Raw genomic sequence first — 19,713 nt, 5'->3', positions numbered from 1 at the left:
ACCGACCCCGTGAGCGGGCCGCGGCGGAGCTGGTCGTGGACGTTCGAGACCCCGGGCCGAGCAACCCGGGGTCCCCGGTGCGCAACCGGGTCCACTGACCGGGCTGGGGTGTGGGAGGGCTATGGCGGTGGCCCTCCCACACCCCGCCCACCACGTCTCAGAGGTGGGCGCGCAGGTGCCGCAGCTTGCGCTCGTCGTGCACCCTGGGGGTGGTGTGACCGCTGAACGGGAACACCGCCATCTCCTTCGGCGCGGTGATCTCGTTGTAGGCCGCGTACACCGTCGACGGCGGGCACACCTCGTCCATCAGGCCCACGCTCAGCAGGCACGTCGCGGTGATGCGGCGGGACAGCAGCGCGCCGTCGACGTAGCGCAGGGTGTCCAGCGCCCGCGGGATCAGGTCCACGTGCTGCGCCAGGAAGTTCGAGATCTCCGCGTACGGCTCGGCGCCGGTGATCGTGACGGCCCGCTGGAAGTCGCACAGGAACGGCACGTCGGCCTGGCACACCCGGACCGCCTCGCCGCACAGCGCCGCCGCGGCCAGCGCGAGGCCGCCGCCCTGGCTGCCGCCGGACACCGCGAGCCGCGCCGGGTCCACGCCGTCCAGCCCCGCCGCCACCTCCACCGCCCGCGCCGCGTCCACCATCAGCCGCGTCACGTAGTAGGTCTCGGGGGAGGCGATGCCCCGGGTCATCACGCCGGGGTGCTCGGGGCCGGCGAACCCGGAGTCGGCCGTCGCGCCCAGCGTCCACCGGCCGCCCTGGCCCCGGGTGTCCATCACGAACACCGCGTACCCGGCGGCGGGCAGCAGCGCGTGCTCCGACGGCAGGCCCCGGCCGCCGCCGTAGCCGATGAAGCAGACCACCGTCGGCAGCGGCTCGTCGCCCGCCCCGCCGGGGCGGATGTACCAGCCGCGCACCCGGTCGCCGCCGTAGCCGGAGAACTCGACGTCCCACACCGGCAGCGGGCCGTAGGCGTCCGCCGCGTACGGCGACAGCACCGGCGGCCGGGCGGCGGCGCGCGCCTCCTCCAGCCGGGACTTCCACCACAGGTCCAGGTTGTCCGGTTCGGCGGTGGCGGTCCGGTACTGCGCCAGTTCCCGCTCGGAGAGGTCGAACCAGGGCACGGTGGTCCCCTTTCCAGGTGATCCGTTAAGCGCTTAATTACCCTACCGGGGGAGGGGGGCCGCGCCGCGGTCTAGACTTGATGATCACGTCCAGTGAGGAGGCGCGGGTGCGAGCCAAGCGTCCGACCATCTCGGACATCGCCAAGGCCGCGGGCGTGTCCACGGGGGCGGTGTCCTACGCGCTCAACAACCGGCCGGGCGTCTCCGAGCCCACCCGGCGCCGGATCATGGACATCGCGGACCGCCTCGGCTGGGTGCCCAGCAGCGCCGCGCGCTCGCTGTCCGACGGCCGGGCCAACGCCATCGGCCTGGTCGTGGACCGGCCGGCCCGGGTGATCGGCGTCGAGCCGTACTTCATGCAGCTCATCTCCGGCATCCAGGGCGCGCTCGCGGGCGGGCCGACGGCGCTGCTGCTCCAGGTGACCGACAACTCCGCCGCCGAGCTGGCCGCCTACCGGCGCTGGTGGGGCGAGCGGCGGGTGGACGGCGTGCTGCTGGTCGACCTGGTGGAGAACGACCCCCGGGTGGAGCTGGTGCGGGAGCTGCACCTGCCGGCCGTGGTGCTCGGCGAACCGGTCGTGCCGGACGTGCCGTGCGTGTGGACGGACGACGAGGTCGCCGTGGTCGAGGTGCTGGAGTACCTGGTGGCGCTAGGCCACCGGCGGATCGTGCGGGTCGCCGGACCCACCAGGTTCGTGCACACCCAGGCGAGGTCGCGGGCGTTCACCACGGCCGCCGCGCGGCTCGGCCTGGGCGAGGCGCGGGTCGTGCACGCCGACTACTCGGACGAGGCGGCGGCCCGCGTGACGCGGCGCGTGCTGACGGGCGGCACGCCGCCGACCGCGCTCGTGTTCGACAACGACGTGATGGCGGTGTCGGCCCTCGGCGTGGCGCACGAGCTGAACCTGCCCGTGCCCGACCGGCTCTCGCTGGTGGCGTGGGACGACTCGGCGCTGTGCCGCCTGGTGCGCCCCGCGCTGTCCGCCGTGCGCCGCCCGATCGCCGAGCGGGGCGCCGCCGCCGTCCGCCTGCTGCTCGACGTCGTCGCGGGCGGCGCGACCGACCAGGTGAAGACCTCCGACCCCGAGCTGGTGCCGCGCTCCAGCACCGGCCGGGCCCCCACCACCTGAGACCCGCCACCCGAGACGGCGACACCGTCCGCAGGTTCGGGGCTCGACGGACCGGGGGCGTCCGTAGGACACTGGTGACCCATTTCTGGGAGCGTTCCCAGCAGTGACGGTGGATCGCGCGCAAAAGCGGTCCTGACCTGCGCTTACTTGCGAAACTCCCGGTTGACTCTTAAGCGGTTAATTGCTTTGGTGTGGAGGTCCGCCCCCGGGCGGGTGCGCTGCCCTGCGCTCGCTTCTGTCAGTGTCGACAACCACGCGAGGTACACCCATGCGCAAGCGATTCGCCTTGGTCGGCGCCGCCGTCGCCGCCTTGGTCCTCTCCCTGCTGGCGGTGGTCCCGGCCCAGGCGGCCACGGGCTTCACCGTCAGCAACGGGCGTCTCCTGGACGCCAACGGCAACGACTTCGTCATGCGTGGCGTCAACCACGCGCACACCTGGTACACGAGCAGCACCACCCAGGCGCTGAAGGACATCAAGGCCCTCGGGTCCAACACCGTCCGCGTCGTGCTCAGCTCCGGCGACCGCTGGACGAAGAACGACGCGGCCGACGTCGCCAACGTCGTCTCCCAGTGCAAGGCCAACAGGCTGATCTGCGTGCTGGAGGTGCACGACACCACCGGCTACGGCGAGCAGAGCGGCGCCGTGACCCTGGCCCGCGCGGCCGAGTACTGGCTCAGCGTCAAGAGCGCGCTGGTCGGCCAGGAGAAGTACGTCATCGTCAACATCGGCAACGAGCCGCACGGCAACACCGGCTACCAGAACTGGACCAACGACACCAAGGGCGCCATCCAGGCCCTGCGCAACGGCGGCCTGACCCACACGATCATGGTGGACGCGCCGAACTGGGGCCAGGACTGGGCGTTCACCATGCGCGACAACGCCGCGTCGGTCTTCGCCGCGGACGCGCTGAAGAACACCGTGTTCTCCATCCACATGTACGGCGTGTTCGACACGGCCGCGGAGATCAACGACTACCTCAACCGCTTCGTGACCGCGAAGCTGCCGATCGTCGTGGGCGAGTTCGGCCACGACCACTCCGACGGCAACCCCGACGAGGACACCATCTTCGCCACCACCCAGTCGCTCAAGCTGGGCTACCTGGGCTGGTCGTGGAGCGGCAACGGCGGCGGCGTCGAGTACCTCGACATGGTCACCGGCTTCAACGCCGCGCAGCTGACGTCGTGGGGCCGGCGGATCTTCGACGGCGCCAACGGCATCAAGGCCACCTCGAAGGAGGCCAGCGTCTACGGCGGTGGCGGCGGCCCGACCGACACCACGCCGCCGAGCGCGCCGGGCACCCCGTCGGCGTCCGGCGTCACCTCCACCTCGGCGACCCTGACCTGGTCGGCCGCCACGGACGACGTCGGCGTCACCGGCTACGACGTGGTCCGCGTCAGCGGCTCCACCGAGACGGCGGTGGCGAGCCCGTCCGGCACGAGCACGACCGTCACCGGCCTGTCCGCGGGCACCGCGTACAGGTTCGCCGTCTACGCGCGGGACGCGGCGGGCAACCGCTCCACCCGCTCCGGCACGGTCGACGTCACCACCCGGCCCGGCGGCGGCGACCCGGTCGGGACCTGCGCGGTCACCTACAAGGTCACCGGCCAGTGGCAGGGCGGCTTCCAGGGCGACGTGAAGGTGGCCAACACCGGCACGACCGCGGTCAACGGCTGGACGCTGCGCTGGACGTGGGCCGGCGGCCAGACCGTCACCCAGTCCTGGGGCGCCACCACGACCCAGTCCGGCGCGCAGCTGAGCGCGGCGAACGTGGCGTACAACGCGACGATCCCGGCCGGCGGCTCGGTGAGCTTCGGCTTCATCGGCTCGTGGAACGGGACCAACCCCGCGCCCACGTCGTTCGCCCTCAACGGCGCGACCTGCGCGACCGCCTAGGAGCCCGCGATGTCATCGAGGAACACGGCACCGGGGAACACGGCACTGGCGGCGCTGTTCGCGGCGCTCGCCGCGCTCGTCGGCGTTCTCGTGGCCGCGCCGGGGCAGGCGGCCGTGCGGGCCGCCGCCCCCGTGCGGATCATGGCGCTCGGCGACTCCATCACCGGGTCGCCGGGCTGCTGGCGGGCGCTGCTCGACCGCGACCTGCGGGCCGCCGGGCACGCCGACGTCGACTTCGTGGGCACGCTCGACCCCGACGGCTGCGGGTTCGCCTACGACGGCCAGCACGAGGGCCACGGCGGGGCGCTCGTCACGGCGGTCGCCGACCAGGACCAGCTCGTCGGCTGGCTGGCCGCGAGCAAGCCGGACGTGGTGCTCATGCACTTCGGCACCAACGACGTGTGGAGCGCGCGGTCGACGGCGACCATCCTGGCCGCCTACGGCAAGCTCGTGGACCAGATGCGGGCGGACAACCCGTCGATGAAGGTCCTCGTCGCCAAGATCATCCCCATGGCGGCGAGCGCCTGCGCCGAGTGCCCGCAGCGGGTGGCCGACCTGAACGCGGCGATCCCGGCCTGGGCGGCGGGCAAGTCCACCGCCCGGTCGCCGGTCACCGTCGTGGACCAGTGGACCGGCTTCGCCACCGGCTCCGACACCTACGACGGCGTGCACCCGAACGCCTCGGGTGACCGGAAGATCGCCGACCGGTGGTTCCCCGCCGTGGTGGCCGCCCTGAGGGGCGTCACACCCACGTCCACCACGACCACGACCACGACCACCACGACGACCACCACCCCGCCCCCGGGCGGCGGGTGCGCCGCCGAGGTGAGGGTGGCCAACCAGTGGCCGGGCGGCTTCTCGGCGGAGATCACCGTGCGCAACAGCGGCACGACCGCGACCCGGGGCTGGACGGTGCGGTTCGAGGCGCGCGGCGGCATGTCCGTCACGCAGGGCTGGAACGGCACGTTCAGCCAGACCGGCACCACCGTGACGGTGGGCAACGCGTCCTGGAACGGCGCGCTCCCGGTCGGGGGCACGGCGAAGGCCGGGTTCAACGGCAGCGGCGACGCGTCCGGCTGGACCCCGACCGCCGTCTGCGCGGCGGCCTGACCCGGCGGGCGTCCGCGGTCGTGCCTCCGGGCGCGGCCGCGGACGCCCGTTCGCGGCCCGGGTGATCTTCCCGGGGCGATCCCGGGGTGGAGTACGGTTCCGTGCGCAGGCCCGGCGGTGTTCCCCGGGGTCGTCCTCGGGTGTGCTGGTGGGTGTGGATGCGCTTGCTCAGATCGTGCTACCGGTGGTTCCTCGCCCACGTGCCGGGCGGTCCGGTGCGCGGCCCCGTGGTCGGGCTGGTGGCGCTGTTCGCGATCAACGCGGCCCTGGCGTTCGCCCCCTGGTCCACCGCGACCCGCGTGCTGGTGGGCGTCCTCCCGCTGCTGGCCGCCGGCCTGGCGCTGGTCGCGTACCGGGTGAACTCCGGCGTGCTGGAGCGCCACCGCACGCTGCTGGCCCACTACGCCGACGTGATCTACGACGAGCTCCAGCCCCTCGTGCACATCGTGGCGTGGGAGGAGCGGGCGACGCTCGCCGCCAACGGTGACGCGGAGACCGAGGTGACCGTGACGGCCACACCCGCCGCCGACGGGGTGCGGGTGCTGCGCCTGCGGTTCCAGGCGGGCTGGGACCAGCCGGAGGCCCAGCGGTCGCTGGTGAAGGCGGTGGTGCGCGGCGTCCTCGTCGACGAGCTGCCCGGCGCCCGGTTCGCGGTGTCCACGTCCTGGCGGGAGGACGGCCGGTTCGACCTGGCCGTGCACTTCCAGGAGCCGATCCCGGCGGGCAGCGAGGTCCGGGTCGTGGTGACCCTGTTCTGGCCGGGCAAGTGCGCGCCGCTGATGCGCTTCGGCGAGCCGGACGCGTTCGCCTACCGCTTCGCCGGCAGCGTGCCGCACGTCTCGCTGGCGCTGCGCCTGCCGCGCGGGGTCGACGTGTTCTACGACGCCCTGGGCTTCGACCGGGGCGACCCCGGGTTCGTGCTGGAGTCGGTGCGCTCGCCCGCCGACCGCACCGAGGTCGTGTTCAGCGCGACCGACCTCCAGCCCGACCGGCGGGTGGGCGTGCGGCTCGACGTGGTGTGACCCGAGTCACGTCGGGTGGTGTAGAGAAGCCGTCCGCAGTGCCGTCTCCGGGGTGAGGGCGCCGGAACGGCGCGCCCGCACACAGAGGAGACCGATCATGGCGAAGTTCCTGCTGCTGATGAACTACGGCCCGACCGCCACCTGCGACACCCCCATGGACCGGTGGGCGCCCGGGGACGTCGCCGCGCACATCGGCTACCAGCAGCGGCTCGGCGAGGAGTTGGCCCGCAACGGCGAGCTGGTCGACGCCCAGGGCCTCTCCGGCCCCGAGCTGGCCGCGACCGTCGTGTTCACCGGCGTGGGCGCGCCCGTCGTCACCGACGGCCCGTTCCCGGAGTCCAAGGAGCTGCTGGCCGGCTACTGGCTGGTCGACGCCACGCGGGAGCGGGCACTGGAGATCGCGGCCAGGGCGTCGGCCGCGCCCGGCCCGGACGGCGTGCCGCTCGGCCAGCCCATCGAGGTGCGGGAGTTGATGTCGGCCCCCGCCGCCTCCGACCTGTGAGCCGCGTCGTCCCAGTGAGCCGCGTCGTGGAGGACCTGCTGCGCGAGTGCGCGCCGCGGGTCCTCGGCGCGATCGCCCGCCGGTGCGGCGACTTCGCGCTCGCCGAGGACGCCGTGCAGGAGGCGCTGCTGTCGGCGCACCGGCACTGGCCGGTCGACGGCGTGCCGGACGACCCGCGCGCCTGGCTCGTGCGCGTCGCCGCGCGCAAGGCCACGGACCTGGTGCGCGGTGAGATCGCCCGGCGCAGGCGCGAGGACGCGGTGTCCCGTGAGCCGCCGCCCGGCGAGGCGGCGGACCGCGACGACACGCTCCTCCTGCTGTTCCTGTGCTGCCACCCCGACCTGACGCCCGCGTCCGCCATCGCGCTCACCCTGCGCGCCGTGGGCGGCCTGACGACGGCCGAGGTGGCCCGCGCCTTCCTGGTGCCCGAGGCGACCATGGCGCAACGCATCGGTCGGGCCAAGCAGAAGCTGCGCGGCGCGGAGTTCGCCGTGCCCGGCCCCGACGAGTGGGCCGCCCGGCTGCGCACCGTGCTGCACGTGTTGTACCTCGTCTTCAACGAGGGCTACACCAGCAGCACGGGCGGTTCGCTGCACCGCGTCGAGCTGTCCGGCGAGGCGATCCGGCTCACCCGGGCGGTGCACGCGCGCCTGCCGTCCGACGGCGAGGTCGCGGGCCTGCTCGCGCTGATGCTGCTCACCGACGCCCGCCGCCCGGCGCGCACCGCCCCCGACGGCTCGATCGTGCCGCTGGCCGAGCAGGACCGGTCGACGTGGGACCGGGCCCTGATCGCGGAGGGCGCGGACCTGATCACCGCCGCCGTGGAGCGCGGTCCGATCGGCGAGTACCAGTTGCAGGCCGCCATCGCCGCCCTGCACGACGACGCCCCGCGCGCGGAGGACACCGACTGGCCGCAGATCCTCGGCATGTACACGTTCCTGGAGCGCATCGCGGACAACCCCGTGGTCACGCTGAACCGGGCGGTGGCCGTCGCGATGGTGCACGGACCCGCCGCCGGCCTGGCCCTCGTCGACACCCTGGACGACCGCCTGCCCGGCCACCACCGCCTCGACGCCGTCCGCGCCCACCTGCACGAGATGGCGGGCGACGCGGCGCGTGCCGCCGCGCACTACCGCGCCGCCGCGGCCCGCACCACGAGCCTGCCGGAGCAGCGCTACCTGATGGCCAAGGCCGCCGCCGGACCGCCGGCGTAACCTGGAAGGGGGTGGTCGTGGTGACGGAGCGCAAACCCGCGGGCGTCGGGTTCGAGACCTGGATCGAGCGGCAGATCCGCGAGGCGCAGGAGCGCGGCGAGTTCGAGGGCCTGCGGGGTGCGGGCAAGCCGTTGGCGGGGCTCGACCAGCCGCACGACGAGCTGTGGTGGGTCAAGGAGAAGCTGCGGCGCGAGGAGGGCACGGCGCTGCCGCCGACCCTGCTGCTGCGCAAGGAGGCGGCGGACGCGCGCGAGGCCGCCGGGCGGGCGTCGTCGGAGGCCGAGGTGCGCCGCATCCTCGGCGAGGTCAACGCGAAGATCGAGGACGCGATCCGCAGACCCATGTCCGGCCCGCCGCTCAACCTGATGCCGTTCGACGTGGAGCACGTCGTGGCGGTGTGGAGGGCGTCCCGGTAGTCGGGGCGGCCTGGTCACCCCCGTCTGCGCGTCCACCGGGCCACCGCCGCGGCCTGTTCCAGGTCGCGCGCGGGCGTGTCCAGCACCCGTCCGAGCCACGCCCGCCAGTACGGGCCGGGGATGCGCTTGCCCCGTTCCCACCGGGACACCTCCTCACGGGTGACGCTCGCGTTGCCCGACGCGGCGTGCAGGCGTGCCGCGAGGTCGTGCTGGGTCAACCCGCGACCCCGTCGCAGTTCCGGGATGAGCTTGCTGATCGGCTGCGGTTCGTCCGGCACGGCGACACCTTTCCTCGACGGGGCTCAGGGGCGCGGTCGTCATCCTGGCACCGATCCGTGCGGCCGTTGCGGTGATATCGGGGGAACACCGGGGGGCGGCGAGGGCCGAGGCGAGCGCCGGCGATCCGGGACCTCACCGAGGCGGTCGTCGGCTACCCCGAGGAGATGACCCGCAGTCGGCTGTTCGGCCTCATCGCGCTCATCGGGAACCACCTGCTGGACAACGACTTCGACCACGCCGCCGCCGCCGTCGGCGACCGGGCGCTCGCGCTCGAGGGCGAGGTCGACGCGGTCCGCGTGGCCGGCCGGCTGCGCCCCCGTCGGGCGGCTCGCCGGCGCCTACCTCGGCGAACCCGGCGCCCGGGAGCCGGCCGGTCGGATCGCGGAGTTCGCGACCCCCGCCCGACCCGCGCCGTCCCACCCGCGGCCGTCGAATTCGACTCGAATTCGACGGCCGTTCGACGTCGCCGTTCGAATGGCCGTCGAAACGAATCACGTCGTTGACGCGTGGCGAACATCGACGTAATACTCTGTTCGCACTTCTGGATAGCGTTCACACATATGAATGATCTTGCCGGGGAAAGGCTCCTCGCCATGCGAACCCTCAGTACTGCGCTCGTGCTCTCCTGCGCCTTGGGCGTAATCGTGGCGGCACCGGCGCACGCAAGCCCTGACCTGGGCAGACAAGTTCTGCAAGCCGGTGACGGGTGGGCGTCGAGCGGCACCGGGACGACCGGTGGTTCTCAGGCGACGACAGTGCACACGGTGCGCACGGAAGCGGAATTGCGGGCGGCCCTCGCCGCCCCCGCGCCGCGCCTCATCAAGGTGCGCGGCGTGATCGACCTGCGCGCCGACTGCGCCGACCACGCGGCGGACGGCTACACCCTCGCGGGCTACCTGGCCGAATACGACCCGGCCGTCTGGGGTCGTGAGCGCGAACCCAGCGGCCCGCTGGAAGAGGCCCGTGCCGCGTCCGCGCAGCGGCAGCTGGCGGCGATCGGCATCCCGGTGGGGAGCGACACCACGATCGTCGGCGACGGACGCGGCGCGGGCCTCACCGGCGCCAGCCTGCGCGTGCACAACGCGCAGAACGTGATCATCCGCAACCTCACCTTCCGCGACACCCGCGACTGCTTCCCGCAGTGGGACCCGACCGACGGCGCGGAGGGCAACTGGAACTCGGCCTACGACGCGGTGTCGTTGCAGCGCGCCACCAACGTGTGGGTGGACCACAACACCTTCACCGACCAGCCGTACCCGGACAGCGCCGCGCCGACCTACTTCGGCCGCCCGTACCAGCAGCACGACGGTTCGCTCGACATGACCAACGGCACCGACCTGGTCACCGCGTCGTACAACCTGTTCGAGGACCACGGCAAGACGATGCTCATCGGCTCGTCGAACACCTCGACCACCGACCCGGGCAAGCTGCGCGTGAGCGTGCACCACAACGTCTTCCGCAACGTCGAGGAACGGCTCCCGCGCGTGCGGTTCGGCCAGGTGCACGTCTACAACAACCTCTACGAGCCGGGACCGTCGTTCGTCTACGCGTGGGGCGTGGGCGTGCGATCCGCGCTCCACGTGGAGAACAACTACGTGAAGCTGCGCAACGGCGGCGCGGTCGAAGACCTCATCCACAACTGGGGCGGCACCGCCATCACCGAGACCGGCACGCTGGTCGACGGCCGGCCGGTGGACGTGCTCGACGCGTTCAACGCGGCCAACCCGACGGCCCCGCTCGCCGGTGACGCCGGGTGGACGCCCGTGCTGAACCGCGGCCTCGAACCCGCCTCCCGGATCAAGAACCTCAAGGCCGGGGCCCAGCAGCGCGAGCGGTACCACGTCGCCAAGGGCACCGACTTCGACACCGTGCAGGCCGCGATCGACGCCGCGCCGCCCGGCACCACCATCACCCTCGGCAAGGGCGTGTACCGCGAGGTCGTCCGGGTGCCCACGACCAAGCCCGACCTGCTGCTCAAGGGCTCCACCGGCAACGCGCGGGACGTCGTGATCGACTACGACAACGCCGCCGGCACCACGAAGCCCGACGGCACCACGCACGGCACCACCGGCTCGGCCACCGCCACCATCGAGGCCGACGGGTTCACCGCCCGCGACCTCACCTTCAGCAACTCGTTCGACCGGGCCGCGCACCCCGGGATCACCGCCACCCAGGCCGTCGCCGTGAAGGCCACCGGGGACCGGCAGTACTACGACCGGGTCCGCTTCCTCGGCCACCAGGACACCCTGTACGCCGACACCCGGAACGTCGGCGCGCGGGCCCGCCAGTACTACCGGGGCGGTGAGGTCGTCGGCGACGTCGACTTCATCTTCGGCCGCGCGACCGCCGTGTTCGACCGGATGACGATCCGGGCGCTGGACCGCGGCGGTGACCCCAACGGGTACGTCACGGCCGCCAGCACGCGCCGCGACAACCCCCACGGCTTCCTCATCACCCACTCGCGCGTCGAGAGCGACGCCCCGGCCGGCACCTACCACCTGGGCCGCCCCTGGCACCCCGGCGGCGACCCGGACGCCATCGCCTCGGTCGTCGTCCGCGACACGAAGCTGCCCGCCGCGGTGAAGACCGCGCCGTGGACCGACATGTCCGGCTTCTCCTGGCGCGACGCCCGGTTCGCCGAGTTCCGCAACTCCGGCCCCGGCGCCACGCCCGGCACGGACCGGCCGGTGCTGACGGCGGAGCAGGCCGCGCAGCACACCGTCCGCGCGTACCTCGGCGACTGGAACCCCGCATGAGGACGCGCACGTGGGCGCCCTACGCGCTCATCGCCCCGACGCTGCTGCTGATGGCGGTCTTCCTGGTCTACCCGATCGGGAGCGTCGTCTACTACAGCCTCCAGCGGTACAACGTGACCCAGCCGTGGAAGAACGGGTTCGCGGGGCTCGACAACTTCAAGCAGATGCTGTTCGACGACCCGTTGTTCTGGCAGAGCCTCGCGTTCAGCGCCAAGTGGGTGCTCGTCGAGGTCGGGCTCCAGCTCCTGCTGGGGCTGGTCCTCGCCCTGATCGTCAACGAGACGTTCATCGGGCGCGGCGTGGCCCGCGCGCTCGTGTTCTCGCCGTGGGCGGTCTCGGGCGTGCTGACCACGGGCATCTGGATCCTCCTGCTCAACCCGTCCACCGGCATCTTCCAGGTGCTCTCCGAGTGGGGGATCGGCTCGCCCGGCACGTCGGTGCTCGGCAACCCCGACACGGTGTTCGACGCCCTGGTGGTGACCGAGCTGTGGCGCGGCGTGCCGTTCTTCGCGATCCTGCTGCTCGCCGACCTCCAGAGCATCCCCAAGGACCTCTACGAGGCGGCGTCCGTGGACGGCGCGAGCCGGTGGCGGCGCTTCACCAACGTCACCCTGCCGCACCTCAAGGACGCGATCATCCTGTCGACCCTGCTGCGCGCGGTGTGGGAGTTCAACAACGTGGACCTCATCTACACCCTGACCGGCGGTGGACCCGCGAACCAGACCACGACCCTGCCGCTGTACGTGGCGCGGCAGGCCGTCGACTCGCACAACTTCGGGTACGGCTCGGCGCTCACCGTCGCCGGGTTCCTGATCCTGCTGTTCTTCTCGATCGCCTACCTGCGGTTGTCGAAGTTCGGGAGCCGAGCATGACCGAGACCCTGGGCAAGACCGACACCCTGGTGCGGGAGATCGCCGGCACCACGCACGCCCCGCCGCCACCCACCAGGCGCCGCCGCCGGGCGGTGGCCGAGGAGCCGGGCAAGCCGTGGATGATCCACGTGCCGCTGGTGCTCTACCTGCTGTTCACGCTCATCCCGTTCTACTGGATGCTGGTGTTCGCGGTGCGGCCGGCCGGCTCGACGCAGCTCGTGCCGTGGCCGATCTCGTTCGAGCACTTCGACACGGTGTGGAACGACATCGGGTTCGGCGTGTTCTTCTACAACAGCGTGGTCATGGGCCTCGGCGTGCTGGTGTTCGTGACCGTCCTGTCGGTGATGGGCGGCTACGCGCTGGCCCGCTTCAAGTTCCGCGGCCAGCGGGTCTTCCTGCTGGCGATGCTGTGCAGCCAGTTCATCCCCGGCGCGATGATGCTGATCCCGCTGTTCGTGATCTTCAAGGGCCTCGGGCTGCTCAACAGCATCACCGGCCTGGTCATCGCGGAGGTGGCGTTCCAGCTGCCGCTGTCGCTGATCCTGATGGCCGGCTTCATCCGCAACATCTCCGTGGAGCTGGAAGAAGCCGCGATGGTGGACGGCTGCTCGCGCCTGCGCGCGTTCTTCGCCGTCGTCCTGCCGCAGCTCAAGCCCGCCCTGGTGGCGGTCGGGTCGTTCGCGTTCATCGGCGCCTGGAACAACTTCCTGTTCGCCCTGATGTTCGCGACCAGGCAGGACAAGTTCACCCTGCCGGTCGGCCTGAGCTACACGTTGGGTGAGTTCAACACCGACTTCGGAGCACTCGCCGCCGGTGGCGTGGTCGCGGCCGTACCGGTGGTCCTGGTTTTCGCCGTCGTGCAGCGGTTCCTGGTGCAGGGGCTCAGCGCCGGGGCTGTGAAGGGATAGGGAGCATCATGAGAAAACTGCTGGTCGCCGTGGCCGCCGCCGCGCTGGCGCTGTCCGCCTGCTCGTCCGGGGGAGGTGCGGGGAGCGACGGGAACGTCACCATCACGTTCTGGGACAACAACGGCGGCCCCGCGCGCGAGCCGATCTACAAGGAGCTGATCTCGCGCTTCGAGGCCGCGAACCCGACCATCAAGGTCGAGTACGTCGGCATCCCCAGCGCGTCGGTGCAGCAGAAGTACGACACCGCCATCGCCGGCGGCGAGACGCCCGACGTGGGCGGCGTGACCACCTCCTACCTCGCGCACCTCGTCGGCCAGGAGGCGCTGGCGCCCCTCGACGACCGCATCAACGGCGGGCCGCTCAAGGACAAGCTGCTGCCCTCGCTGGTGGAGACGGTCCGCCAGACCGCGCCGGACGGCAAGCTCTACATCGTCCCGTCGTCGGCCAACATGGACATCATCTGGTACCGCACCGACTGGTTCCAGGACGCCGGCATCGAGCCGCCGAAGACCTGGGACGAGTTCGTCACGGCCGCCGAGAAGCTCACCGACACGGCCGCGAACAAGTACGGCTACACCATCCGCGGCGGCGCCGGCTCGGTGTTCCAGCTGATCACCGAGGCGTACTCGTACTCCGGCGTGGACGACTTCTTCAAGGACGGCCAGAGCACCCTGGGCGACGGGGCCAACGCCGAACTGGTCGACAAGGTCGCCAAGCTCTACAAGAAGGCCACGCCCGAAGCCGACGTCAACAACAGCTTCACCCAGATGATCGCCCAGTTCACCGGCGGCTCGGTCGCGATGATGCACCACAACCTGGGCTCCTACAGCGACGTCACCAAGGCGCTCGGCGACAAGGTCGCCGCGATCCCGCTGCCGGTCGGCCCCGGCGGCAAGCGGACCGTCGTGCCCAACCCGACCGACGGCTTCGCGGTGTTCAACAACAGCGAGAACCAGGACGCGGCGTGGAAGTTCGCCGAGTTCCTGACCTCCGCCGAGTCCAACAGCTACTGGAACGAGAAGGTCGGCCAGATCCCCGCCAACACCGACGTGCGCAGCGCCGAGTGGATCGACAAGGCCGCCCACGTGAAGATGGCGCTCGGCGTCCTGGAGGACCCGGCCACCGTCCTCGTGCCCGCTCCCGTGTACCTGCCGCAGTACTCCTCGATCACCAAGACCGACAGCGAGCCCCAGTACCAGAAGGTGCTCCTCGGCGAGCTGAGCGCCCAGCAGTTCCTGGACGACATGGCGAAGAAGCTGACCGAGGCGCAGAAGGAGTGGGAGGACCGCAAATGATCGAGCGCGTCGAGGTGTCGGTGTTCACGACCACCGCGTTCACCGCGGTGGACCCGCACGGGCACCGGCACCCCAGCGCCGAGCACGAGGTGCGCGAGGCACTGCTGGAGATCACGGACTCCTCCGGTGCGGTCGGCCGCGTGCAGGTGCACCCCGACCAGCTGCGGCCCGCCGTGCTCGACTCGATCGTGAAGCCGGTGCTGCTGGGCGCCGACCCGTGGGACCGGGAGCGGCTGTGGACCGCGATGGCGCGCAAGCAGCGCGGCTCGCACGGCCGCTTCACCGACCGCGCCCTCGGGTACGTCGACACCGCCCTGTGGGACCTGGCGGGCAAGCTCGCCGACCTGCCGGTGTGGAAGCTGCTGGGCGGCGCGCGGTCCCGCGTGCCCGCCTACGCCAGCACGATGTGCGGCGACGAGATCCCCGGCGGGCTGTCCACGCCCGGCGACTACGCCTCGTTCGCCAAGGAGCTGGTCTCGCGCGGCTACCGGGCGATCAAGCTGCACACGTGGATGCCGCCGGTGCCCGGCGCACCGAGCGTGCGGGCCGACATCGCCGCCTGCGAGGCCGTCCGCGACGCCGTGGGACCGGCCGTTGCCCTGATGCTCGACGCCAACCACTGGTACTCGCGCACCGACGCGCTGGAACTGGGGCGGGCGCTGGAGGGCCTGGACTTCTACTGGTTCGAGGAGCCGATGGAGGAGGCGTCGATCAGCTCCTACCGGTGGCTCTCCGAGCAGCTGTCCGTGCCGGTCATCGGGCCCGAGGTGGCCTGGGGCAAGCACCTCAGCCGCGCCGAGTGGATCACGTCCGGGGCGTGCGACATCCTGCGCGCCGGACCCACCGACGTGGGCGGCATCTCGCCGACGGTCAAGGCCGCCCACCTGGCCGAGTCGTTCAACATGGACTGCGAGATCCACGGCGACGGCTCCGCGTCGCTGGCAGTCCTCGGCGGCACCGGCACCGGCCGCTGGTACGAGCGCGGCCTGCTGCACCCGCACCACGACTTCGACCGCGTGCCGCCGCACCGGCTCGCGATCGCCGACCCGCTCGACGACGAGGGGTGCGTGTCCCTCTCGACGGCTCCCGGCCTGGGGGACGAGTTCGACGTCGAGCACATCCGTTCGCACACCCTGGAGAGGTGGTGAGTCCGGTGTAGGTCCTCGGCCGCCGCCACGTGAAGAACCGCCGCCGGTTCCCTTTTCCATCCACAGTCGTATGGAGGAAACCGCATGTCACGCAAGACTTCCCGTGCGCTGCTCGCAGCAGCGGCATTGGCGTCCACCGCCCTCATGGTGGCGCCGTCGGCCAACGCGGCCTCGTTCAACCTGGAGGGCTGGGGCACGCAGTGCGGTGGCACCACCGGTGGTAGCGGTGGCTCCACGGTGGACGTCAGCGACGCGACCGCGTTCACCAACGCGGCCAAGTCCACCACCACCCAGACCATCCGCGTGAACGGCACCATCACGCTGTCGGCCATGACGAAGGTGGCGTCCAACAAGACGATCATCGGCGTCGGCTCGGGCGCCACGATCGCCGGCCACGGCCTCAACATCTCCAAGGTGTCCAACGTCATCGTCCGGAACCTGAACTTCAGGGACTGGAAGGACGACGGCATCCAGGTCGAGACCTCCACCAGGGTCTGGGTCGACCACAACACGCTGCGCAACGGCTACGACGGCGCGATCGACATCAAGCGCGGGTCGGACTGCGTCACCGTGTCGTGGAACAAGATCAGCAGCCACGACAAGACCATGCTGCTCGGCCACAGCGACGACAACGCCAGCCAGGACCGGGGCAAGCTGCGCGTCAGCTACCACCACAACTGGTTCGACGGCACCAACCAGCGCCACCCGCGCGTGCGCTTCGGCAACCCGGTGCACGTCTACAACAACTACTACGGCGGCGTGACCTCGTACGGTGTCGCTTCCACGCTGGAGGCGGGTGTCCTCGTCGAGGGCAACTACTTCGAGAACACCAAGGACCCGTTCCACCGCGGTGAGGGCAGCTCGCCTGCCGCCAACCTCGTGGCGCGGAACAACCACTTCGTGAACTCGGGTTCCGGCGACCAGGGCGGCAGCGTCAAGTCGATCCCGTACTCCTACACGCTCGACAGCGCGAGCAGCGTGAAGTCGACCGTGCAGGGCGGTGCGGGCACCGGCAAGATCTGACGTTCCCGCTCGGTGACGGCGGCCCCCGGACTCCTCGTCCCGGGGGCCGCCCCCTGTCCATGACGACCCGGCCGGAAGGGGTGGATGCCCCAGGCGGCGACTCACGCCGCCACCGCGGGTGGTCGGTGGAGCAGGTTCTGGCGTGGCCTCTGTGCGGGGTGGATGTGGCGGGGTGGGATGAAGGTCGGTGTCCCGCCGGTCGTCGCAACTTGCCGGTGTGTGTGGTGGGTGCGGCAGGGCAGGGCGAGGTTGTCCAGGTCGGTGGTGCCGCCGTCGGCCCGGTGTTGGATGTGGTGGGCGTCGCACCACTGGGGTGGTCGGTGGCAGTCGGGGAAGGCGCAGCCCCGGTCGCGGGCGTGCAGCGCGCGGCGTTGGGCGGTGCTCACGGTCCGCTTGGCGCGGCCGGGGTCGAGCACTTCGGACGCCCCGCCGAGGACGACGGGGAGGACTGTGGCGTCGCAGGCGATGCGGCGGGCTTGGGCGGCGCTGAGGTGGTGGTCGCCGTCGAGCACCGCGTGCCCGACGCCCCGGCGCAGGGTGTCGTGGTCGATGGTGACGCTGATGTGCGGCCGTTCTCCGGCTTCGGTGGGCAGGTCGCCCGACCGCGAAGCCAGTGCGATCAGGTCGGCGAACGCCTCACCGCGCCGTCGTGCCGCGTCGCGGGGGCCGTCCGGGCGTGGTGTGGGGAGTGGTTCGAGCAGTGCGGTGAACCGCGCGCCGGTCTCGGCGGACAGTTCGCCGAAGAATTCGAGTCGTCCGCCGGGCAGGTCGCGCAGGTGCAGTGTGTCGCCGGGGTCGGCGGCGGGTTCGTCCACCTCGTCCACGCGGTCCTGCTCGGCGCGGTCGCGAATCCGGTCGGCGAGCTGCCGCACCGCCTTCGGCTCCACCGATCGCGCGGCCTCGACCAGGATCTCCTCCGACCCGTCCGGCAGACGCAGCGAGATGGCCCGCGCCAGTTCGGTCAGGTGCCCGTCGGAGAGTTCCCCCACCACCGCCCCGGTCACGGGGTGCAGGGGTGGGAGTGGCTGGCCGGTGGGCTGGTGGAGGGCAGGAAGAGGTTCACCTGCGTCGTCCACCGCTTCACCTCCCGCGTGTCGGCGCGCACGGGACGCCGGTACGCATCCGCGTCCAGCCCGCGCCGCAACACCTCGGCCAGCAGCCGCAGCCGCGGTCGACGCAGGTGCAGCGCCCGCGCCGCGGCTTCGGTCTCGGCGATGGCGGCGAACACCATCGTCGGAGAGCAGCGCGGGCGACACGTCCATGAATCCAGGCTATTCGAACACCTGTGCCCATTTCATCACTTGATCAGGTGAAATGCGGGAGCGGAGGCGGCGGGTGTCGCCGGACGTCGTTCCTCCTGGGCACCCGCCGCCCCGTCAGCTCAGCCCCGCCGCCACTTCTGGTTCGCGCCGCCCAGGCACTCCCACTGCTGGAGCGGGGTCCCGGAGCCGCCCCACGACGTCACGTCGACGCACTTGTCGGCCTGCGGGTTGACGAGGTCACCCGCGCCGCTCAGGACGAACTGCTGCGCCGGGTTGCCGGAGCAGCGGGCGAGTTGGATGGCCGCGCCGTTGTCGCGCGAACCCCATGCCACGTCCACGCACAGGCCGAACGCGCGCACCGTGCCGTCACCGGGGAACGTCCAGTTCTGCGCGTTGGTGCCGTTGCAGTCCCACACCTGGAGGCCCTGGCCCTCGACACCGTTGGCGTTCGGCACGTCGATGCACTTGCCCTGGTAGCCGATGATCCGGCTGGTGCTGCCGCCGCCGCCGGTCGTGGTGAGCTGGAGGCCGTGGACGTTCAGGATCTCGTTCACCGGTTGGAACAGCGAGGTGCCGCCGTTCGCACAGGTGCCCGCCGCGCCCGAGGCGACGCCCTGGGCCTGGTTGCCGGCCAGGTAGGAGCCGCCCGAGTCGCCGGGCTGTGCGCAGGCGGTGGTGGAGGTGAGGCCGTGGACCAGTTGGCCGGAGTAGTTGACCGTGACGTTCTTGGCCTGGATCGTGCCGCAGCGCCAGCCCGTCGTCCGACCGGAGCGGCAGACCGACGCGCCGACGCCCGCCTCCTGCGACCCGGCGACCGCGACGCTGCCGCCGGAGTGGTTGTTCACGTACGGGGTGGGCGTCCAGTTGCCGTTGGTGCGCACCCAGGCGTAGTCGTTGTCGGGGAAGGAGGAGCCGGCGAAGGTGCCCTGGCCGAGGTTGTTGAAACCGAGCGTGGGGCTGCCGGTGCCGCCGCAGTGCCCGGCCGTGACGAACCCGCCGCTGTCGACGGAGAAGCCGACGGAGCACAGCGTGTTGCCGTTGATGACGTACTGGTCGCCGCCCCGGATGTCGTGCACCGGACGCGGGGCGTCGGTGACCTCGGCCCGGGCGGTGACGCCGGCCTTCGCCGCGAACGCGCGGGCGGCCTCGGTGGTGCGGGCGTTGACCACGACGGAGTTGGTGGCCGGGTCGACGTACCAGGAGTGCACGTCCGAGGTGGCGGCCGAGCGGTCCAGCCCGGAGCGGTCCAGCGCCGACTTGGCGTCGGCCAGCGCCTTCTCGGACTTCGCCACGGTGACGGGCGTGGCCCCGGCGGCGCGCACGGCCTCGGCGTCGGAGGGGGAGACGACCCCCACCTTGAGCCCGCCGTCGAACCACGCCCCGCCGAACCGGTCGCCCAGGCGCGCCCTCAGCGCCTTCTCGACCGGCACGGACGCCGTCTCGGCGGCCTGGTGAACGGCGGCGTCCGCCGGGTCCCAGCCGAGGTCCCGTTCCAGCGCGACGTGCAGGGCGTCGGCGGGCTGGATGTCGGCGGGCTGGGCGGTGATGGCCTGGGCGGTGGCGGGCATGGTGATGAACGCGACGGCCACCGCCGCCGCGCAACGCTGCGCGATCAGTCTCACGACAACTCCTTGAGCAGGGAGGAGAGATTGTGAGAGCGCTCTCGCGAGAGCTTCGCATTTGGTCCAGACCTCGTCAACAGGAGATCCGAGAGCGTTCTCCGAGACGGTGGGCGTCAGGTGAGGTTCGTCTGCGC

Annotated in this window: 18 protein-coding genes; 13 read left to right on the top strand and 5 right to left on the bottom strand. The window is 71.9% G+C overall.

Annotation, left to right across the window (positions count from 1 at the left end; translation table 11 throughout):
* Nucleotides 1-157: 157 nt before the first annotated feature.
* Complete coding sequence (locus CKY47_RS09320) at nt 158-1,126, bottom strand: acetylxylan esterase (protein ID WP_306745277.1); 969 nt, start codon at nt 1,124-1,126, stop codon at nt 158-160.
* Nucleotides 1,127-1,233: 107 nt separating this feature from the next.
* Between CKY47_RS09320 and CKY47_RS09315 the strand changes: the two genes are divergently transcribed.
* The 7 genes from CKY47_RS09315 (at nt 1,234) to CKY47_RS09285 (ending at nt 8,414) form a co-directional block, all read left to right on the top strand.
* Nucleotides 1,234-2,256: a LacI family DNA-binding transcriptional regulator gene (locus CKY47_RS09315; RefSeq protein ID WP_306745276.1), complete on the top strand. Its 1,023-nt coding sequence runs from the start codon at nt 1,234-1,236 to the stop codon at nt 2,254-2,256.
* A 268-nt stretch (nt 2,257-2,524) separates the two neighbouring features.
* The gene (locus CKY47_RS09310) at nt 2,525-4,150 is read left to right on the top strand and encodes a cellulase family glycosylhydrolase (RefSeq protein ID WP_306745275.1); all 1,626 of its coding nucleotides are present in this window, start codon (nt 2,525-2,527) and stop codon (nt 4,148-4,150) included.
* A gap of 9 nt (nt 4,151-4,159) precedes the next feature.
* Nucleotides 4,160-5,260 (top strand): cellulose binding domain-containing protein, encoded by a 1,101-nt coding sequence (locus CKY47_RS09305; protein WP_306745274.1) that lies wholly within the window; start codon nt 4,160-4,162, stop codon nt 5,258-5,260.
* Between the two features lie 158 nt (nt 5,261-5,418).
* Nucleotides 5,419-6,282, top strand: coding sequence for a hypothetical protein (locus CKY47_RS09300; RefSeq protein WP_306745273.1), 864 nt, complete (start codon nt 5,419-5,421; stop codon nt 6,280-6,282).
* A 97-nt stretch (nt 6,283-6,379) separates the two neighbouring features.
* Nucleotides 6,380-6,784 (top strand): YciI family protein, encoded by a 405-nt coding sequence (locus CKY47_RS09295; protein WP_306745272.1) that lies wholly within the window; start codon nt 6,380-6,382, stop codon nt 6,782-6,784.
* Nucleotides 6,785-6,798: 14 nt separating this feature from the next.
* A complete protein-coding gene (locus CKY47_RS09290) occupies nt 6,799-7,998 on the top strand; it encodes an RNA polymerase sigma factor (RefSeq protein WP_306745271.1) in 1,200 nt (399 codons plus the stop codon).
* Nucleotides 7,999-8,009: 11 nt separating this feature from the next.
* Nucleotides 8,010-8,414, top strand: coding sequence for a DnaJ family domain-containing protein (locus CKY47_RS09285; RefSeq protein ID WP_306745270.1), 405 nt, complete (start codon nt 8,010-8,012; stop codon nt 8,412-8,414).
* A 14-nt stretch (nt 8,415-8,428) separates the two neighbouring features.
* Here CKY47_RS09285 and CKY47_RS09280 read toward each other — a convergent pair whose 3' ends face one another.
* The gene (locus tag CKY47_RS09280) at nt 8,429-8,692 is read right to left on the bottom strand and encodes a helix-turn-helix domain-containing protein (RefSeq protein WP_306745269.1); all 264 of its coding nucleotides are present in this window, start codon (nt 8,690-8,692) and stop codon (nt 8,429-8,431) included.
* A 765-nt stretch (nt 8,693-9,457) separates the two neighbouring features.
* On the opposite strand from CKY47_RS09280, the gene CKY47_RS09275 reads away from it, so the two are divergent.
* From CKY47_RS09275 to CKY47_RS09250, 6 genes are all read left to right on the top strand, one after another.
* Nucleotides 9,458-11,449, top strand: a complete 1,992-nt coding sequence (locus CKY47_RS09275) for a pectinesterase family protein (protein WP_306745268.1) — start codon at nt 9,458-9,460, stop codon at nt 11,447-11,449.
* A complete protein-coding gene (locus tag CKY47_RS09270) occupies nt 11,446-12,321 on the top strand; it encodes a carbohydrate ABC transporter permease (protein ID WP_306745267.1) in 876 nt (291 codons plus the stop codon). The genes CKY47_RS09275 and CKY47_RS09270 overlap by 4 nt, the downstream gene beginning before the upstream one ends.
* Entirely contained in the window at nt 12,318-13,229 is a 912-nt protein-coding gene (locus CKY47_RS09265) for a carbohydrate ABC transporter permease (protein ID WP_306745266.1), read from the top strand. The genes CKY47_RS09270 and CKY47_RS09265 overlap by 4 nt, the downstream gene beginning before the upstream one ends.
* An 8-nt stretch (nt 13,230-13,237) precedes the next feature.
* On the top strand, nt 13,238-14,524 hold the full coding sequence (locus CKY47_RS09260) for an ABC transporter substrate-binding protein (RefSeq protein WP_306745265.1): 1,287 nt from the start codon (nt 13,238-13,240) through the stop codon (nt 14,522-14,524).
* Nucleotides 14,521-15,672 (top strand): enolase C-terminal domain-like protein, encoded by a 1,152-nt coding sequence (locus CKY47_RS09255; protein WP_306745264.1) that lies wholly within the window; start codon nt 14,521-14,523, stop codon nt 15,670-15,672. Before CKY47_RS09260 ends, CKY47_RS09255 begins: the two co-directional genes overlap by 4 nt.
* A gap of 84 nt (nt 15,673-15,756) precedes the next feature.
* Nucleotides 15,757-16,695, top strand: a complete 939-nt coding sequence (locus tag CKY47_RS09250) for a pectate lyase family protein (RefSeq protein WP_306745263.1) — start codon at nt 15,757-15,759, stop codon at nt 16,693-16,695.
* A 101-nt stretch (nt 16,696-16,796) separates the two neighbouring features.
* On the opposite strand, the gene CKY47_RS09245 is transcribed toward CKY47_RS09250, so the two are convergent.
* The 3 genes from CKY47_RS09245 to CKY47_RS09235 form a co-directional block, all read right to left on the bottom strand.
* Nucleotides 16,797-17,699 carry an HNH endonuclease signature motif containing protein gene (locus CKY47_RS09245; protein WP_306745262.1) on the bottom strand — a complete coding sequence of 301 codons (903 nt, stop codon included), beginning with the start codon at nt 17,697-17,699 and terminating at the stop codon, nt 16,797-16,799.
* Nucleotides 17,696-17,926 (bottom strand): hypothetical protein, encoded by a 231-nt coding sequence (locus tag CKY47_RS09240; RefSeq protein ID WP_306745261.1) that lies wholly within the window; start codon nt 17,924-17,926, stop codon nt 17,696-17,698. Before CKY47_RS09240 ends, CKY47_RS09245 begins: the two co-directional genes overlap by 4 nt.
* A gap of 150 nt (nt 17,927-18,076) precedes the next feature.
* Nucleotides 18,077-19,579 carry a ricin-type beta-trefoil lectin domain protein gene (locus tag CKY47_RS09235; protein WP_306745260.1) on the bottom strand — a complete coding sequence of 501 codons (1,503 nt, stop codon included), beginning with the start codon at nt 19,577-19,579 and terminating at the stop codon, nt 18,077-18,079.
* Nucleotides 19,580-19,713 lie beyond the last annotated feature (134 nt).

It is taken from the genome of Saccharothrix longispora (assembly GCF_030852425.1).
Lineage (GTDB): Bacteria > Actinomycetota > Actinomycetes > Mycobacteriales > Pseudonocardiaceae > Actinosynnema > Actinosynnema longispora.
Note: the sequence above shows the minus strand (reverse complement) of the source record. Positions and strands in the feature narration are given on the sequence as shown.

Excerpts from the sequence above, each read along its gene's own strand:
- CKY47_RS09300 (WP_306745273.1), top strand. The coding sequence starts at position 5,419 with ATGCGCTTGCTCAGATCGTGCTACCGGTGGTTCCTCGCCCACGTGCCG.
- CKY47_RS09270 (WP_306745267.1), top strand. The coding sequence starts at position 11,446 with ATGAGGACGCGCACGTGGGCGCCCTACGCGCTCATCGCCCCGACGCTG.
- CKY47_RS09260 (WP_306745265.1), top strand. The coding sequence starts at position 13,238 with ATGAGAAAACTGCTGGTCGCCGTGGCCGCCGCCGCGCTGGCGCTGTCC.
- CKY47_RS09310 (WP_306745275.1), top strand. The coding sequence starts at position 2,525 with ATGCGCAAGCGATTCGCCTTGGTCGGCGCCGCCGTCGCCGCCTTGGTC.
- CKY47_RS09255 (WP_306745264.1), top strand. The coding sequence starts at position 14,521 with ATGATCGAGCGCGTCGAGGTGTCGGTGTTCACGACCACCGCGTTCACC.
- CKY47_RS09250 (WP_306745263.1), top strand. The coding sequence starts at position 15,757 with ATGTCACGCAAGACTTCCCGTGCGCTGCTCGCAGCAGCGGCATTGGCG.
- CKY47_RS09305 (WP_306745274.1), top strand. The coding sequence starts at position 4,160 with ATGTCATCGAGGAACACGGCACCGGGGAACACGGCACTGGCGGCGCTG.
- CKY47_RS09295 (WP_306745272.1), top strand. The coding sequence starts at position 6,380 with ATGGCGAAGTTCCTGCTGCTGATGAACTACGGCCCGACCGCCACCTGC.
- CKY47_RS09265 (WP_306745266.1), top strand. The coding sequence starts at position 12,318 with ATGACCGAGACCCTGGGCAAGACCGACACCCTGGTGCGGGAGATCGCC.
- CKY47_RS09240 (WP_306745261.1), bottom strand. The coding sequence starts at position 17,926 with ATGGTGTTCGCCGCCATCGCCGAGACCGAAGCCGCGGCGCGGGCGCTG.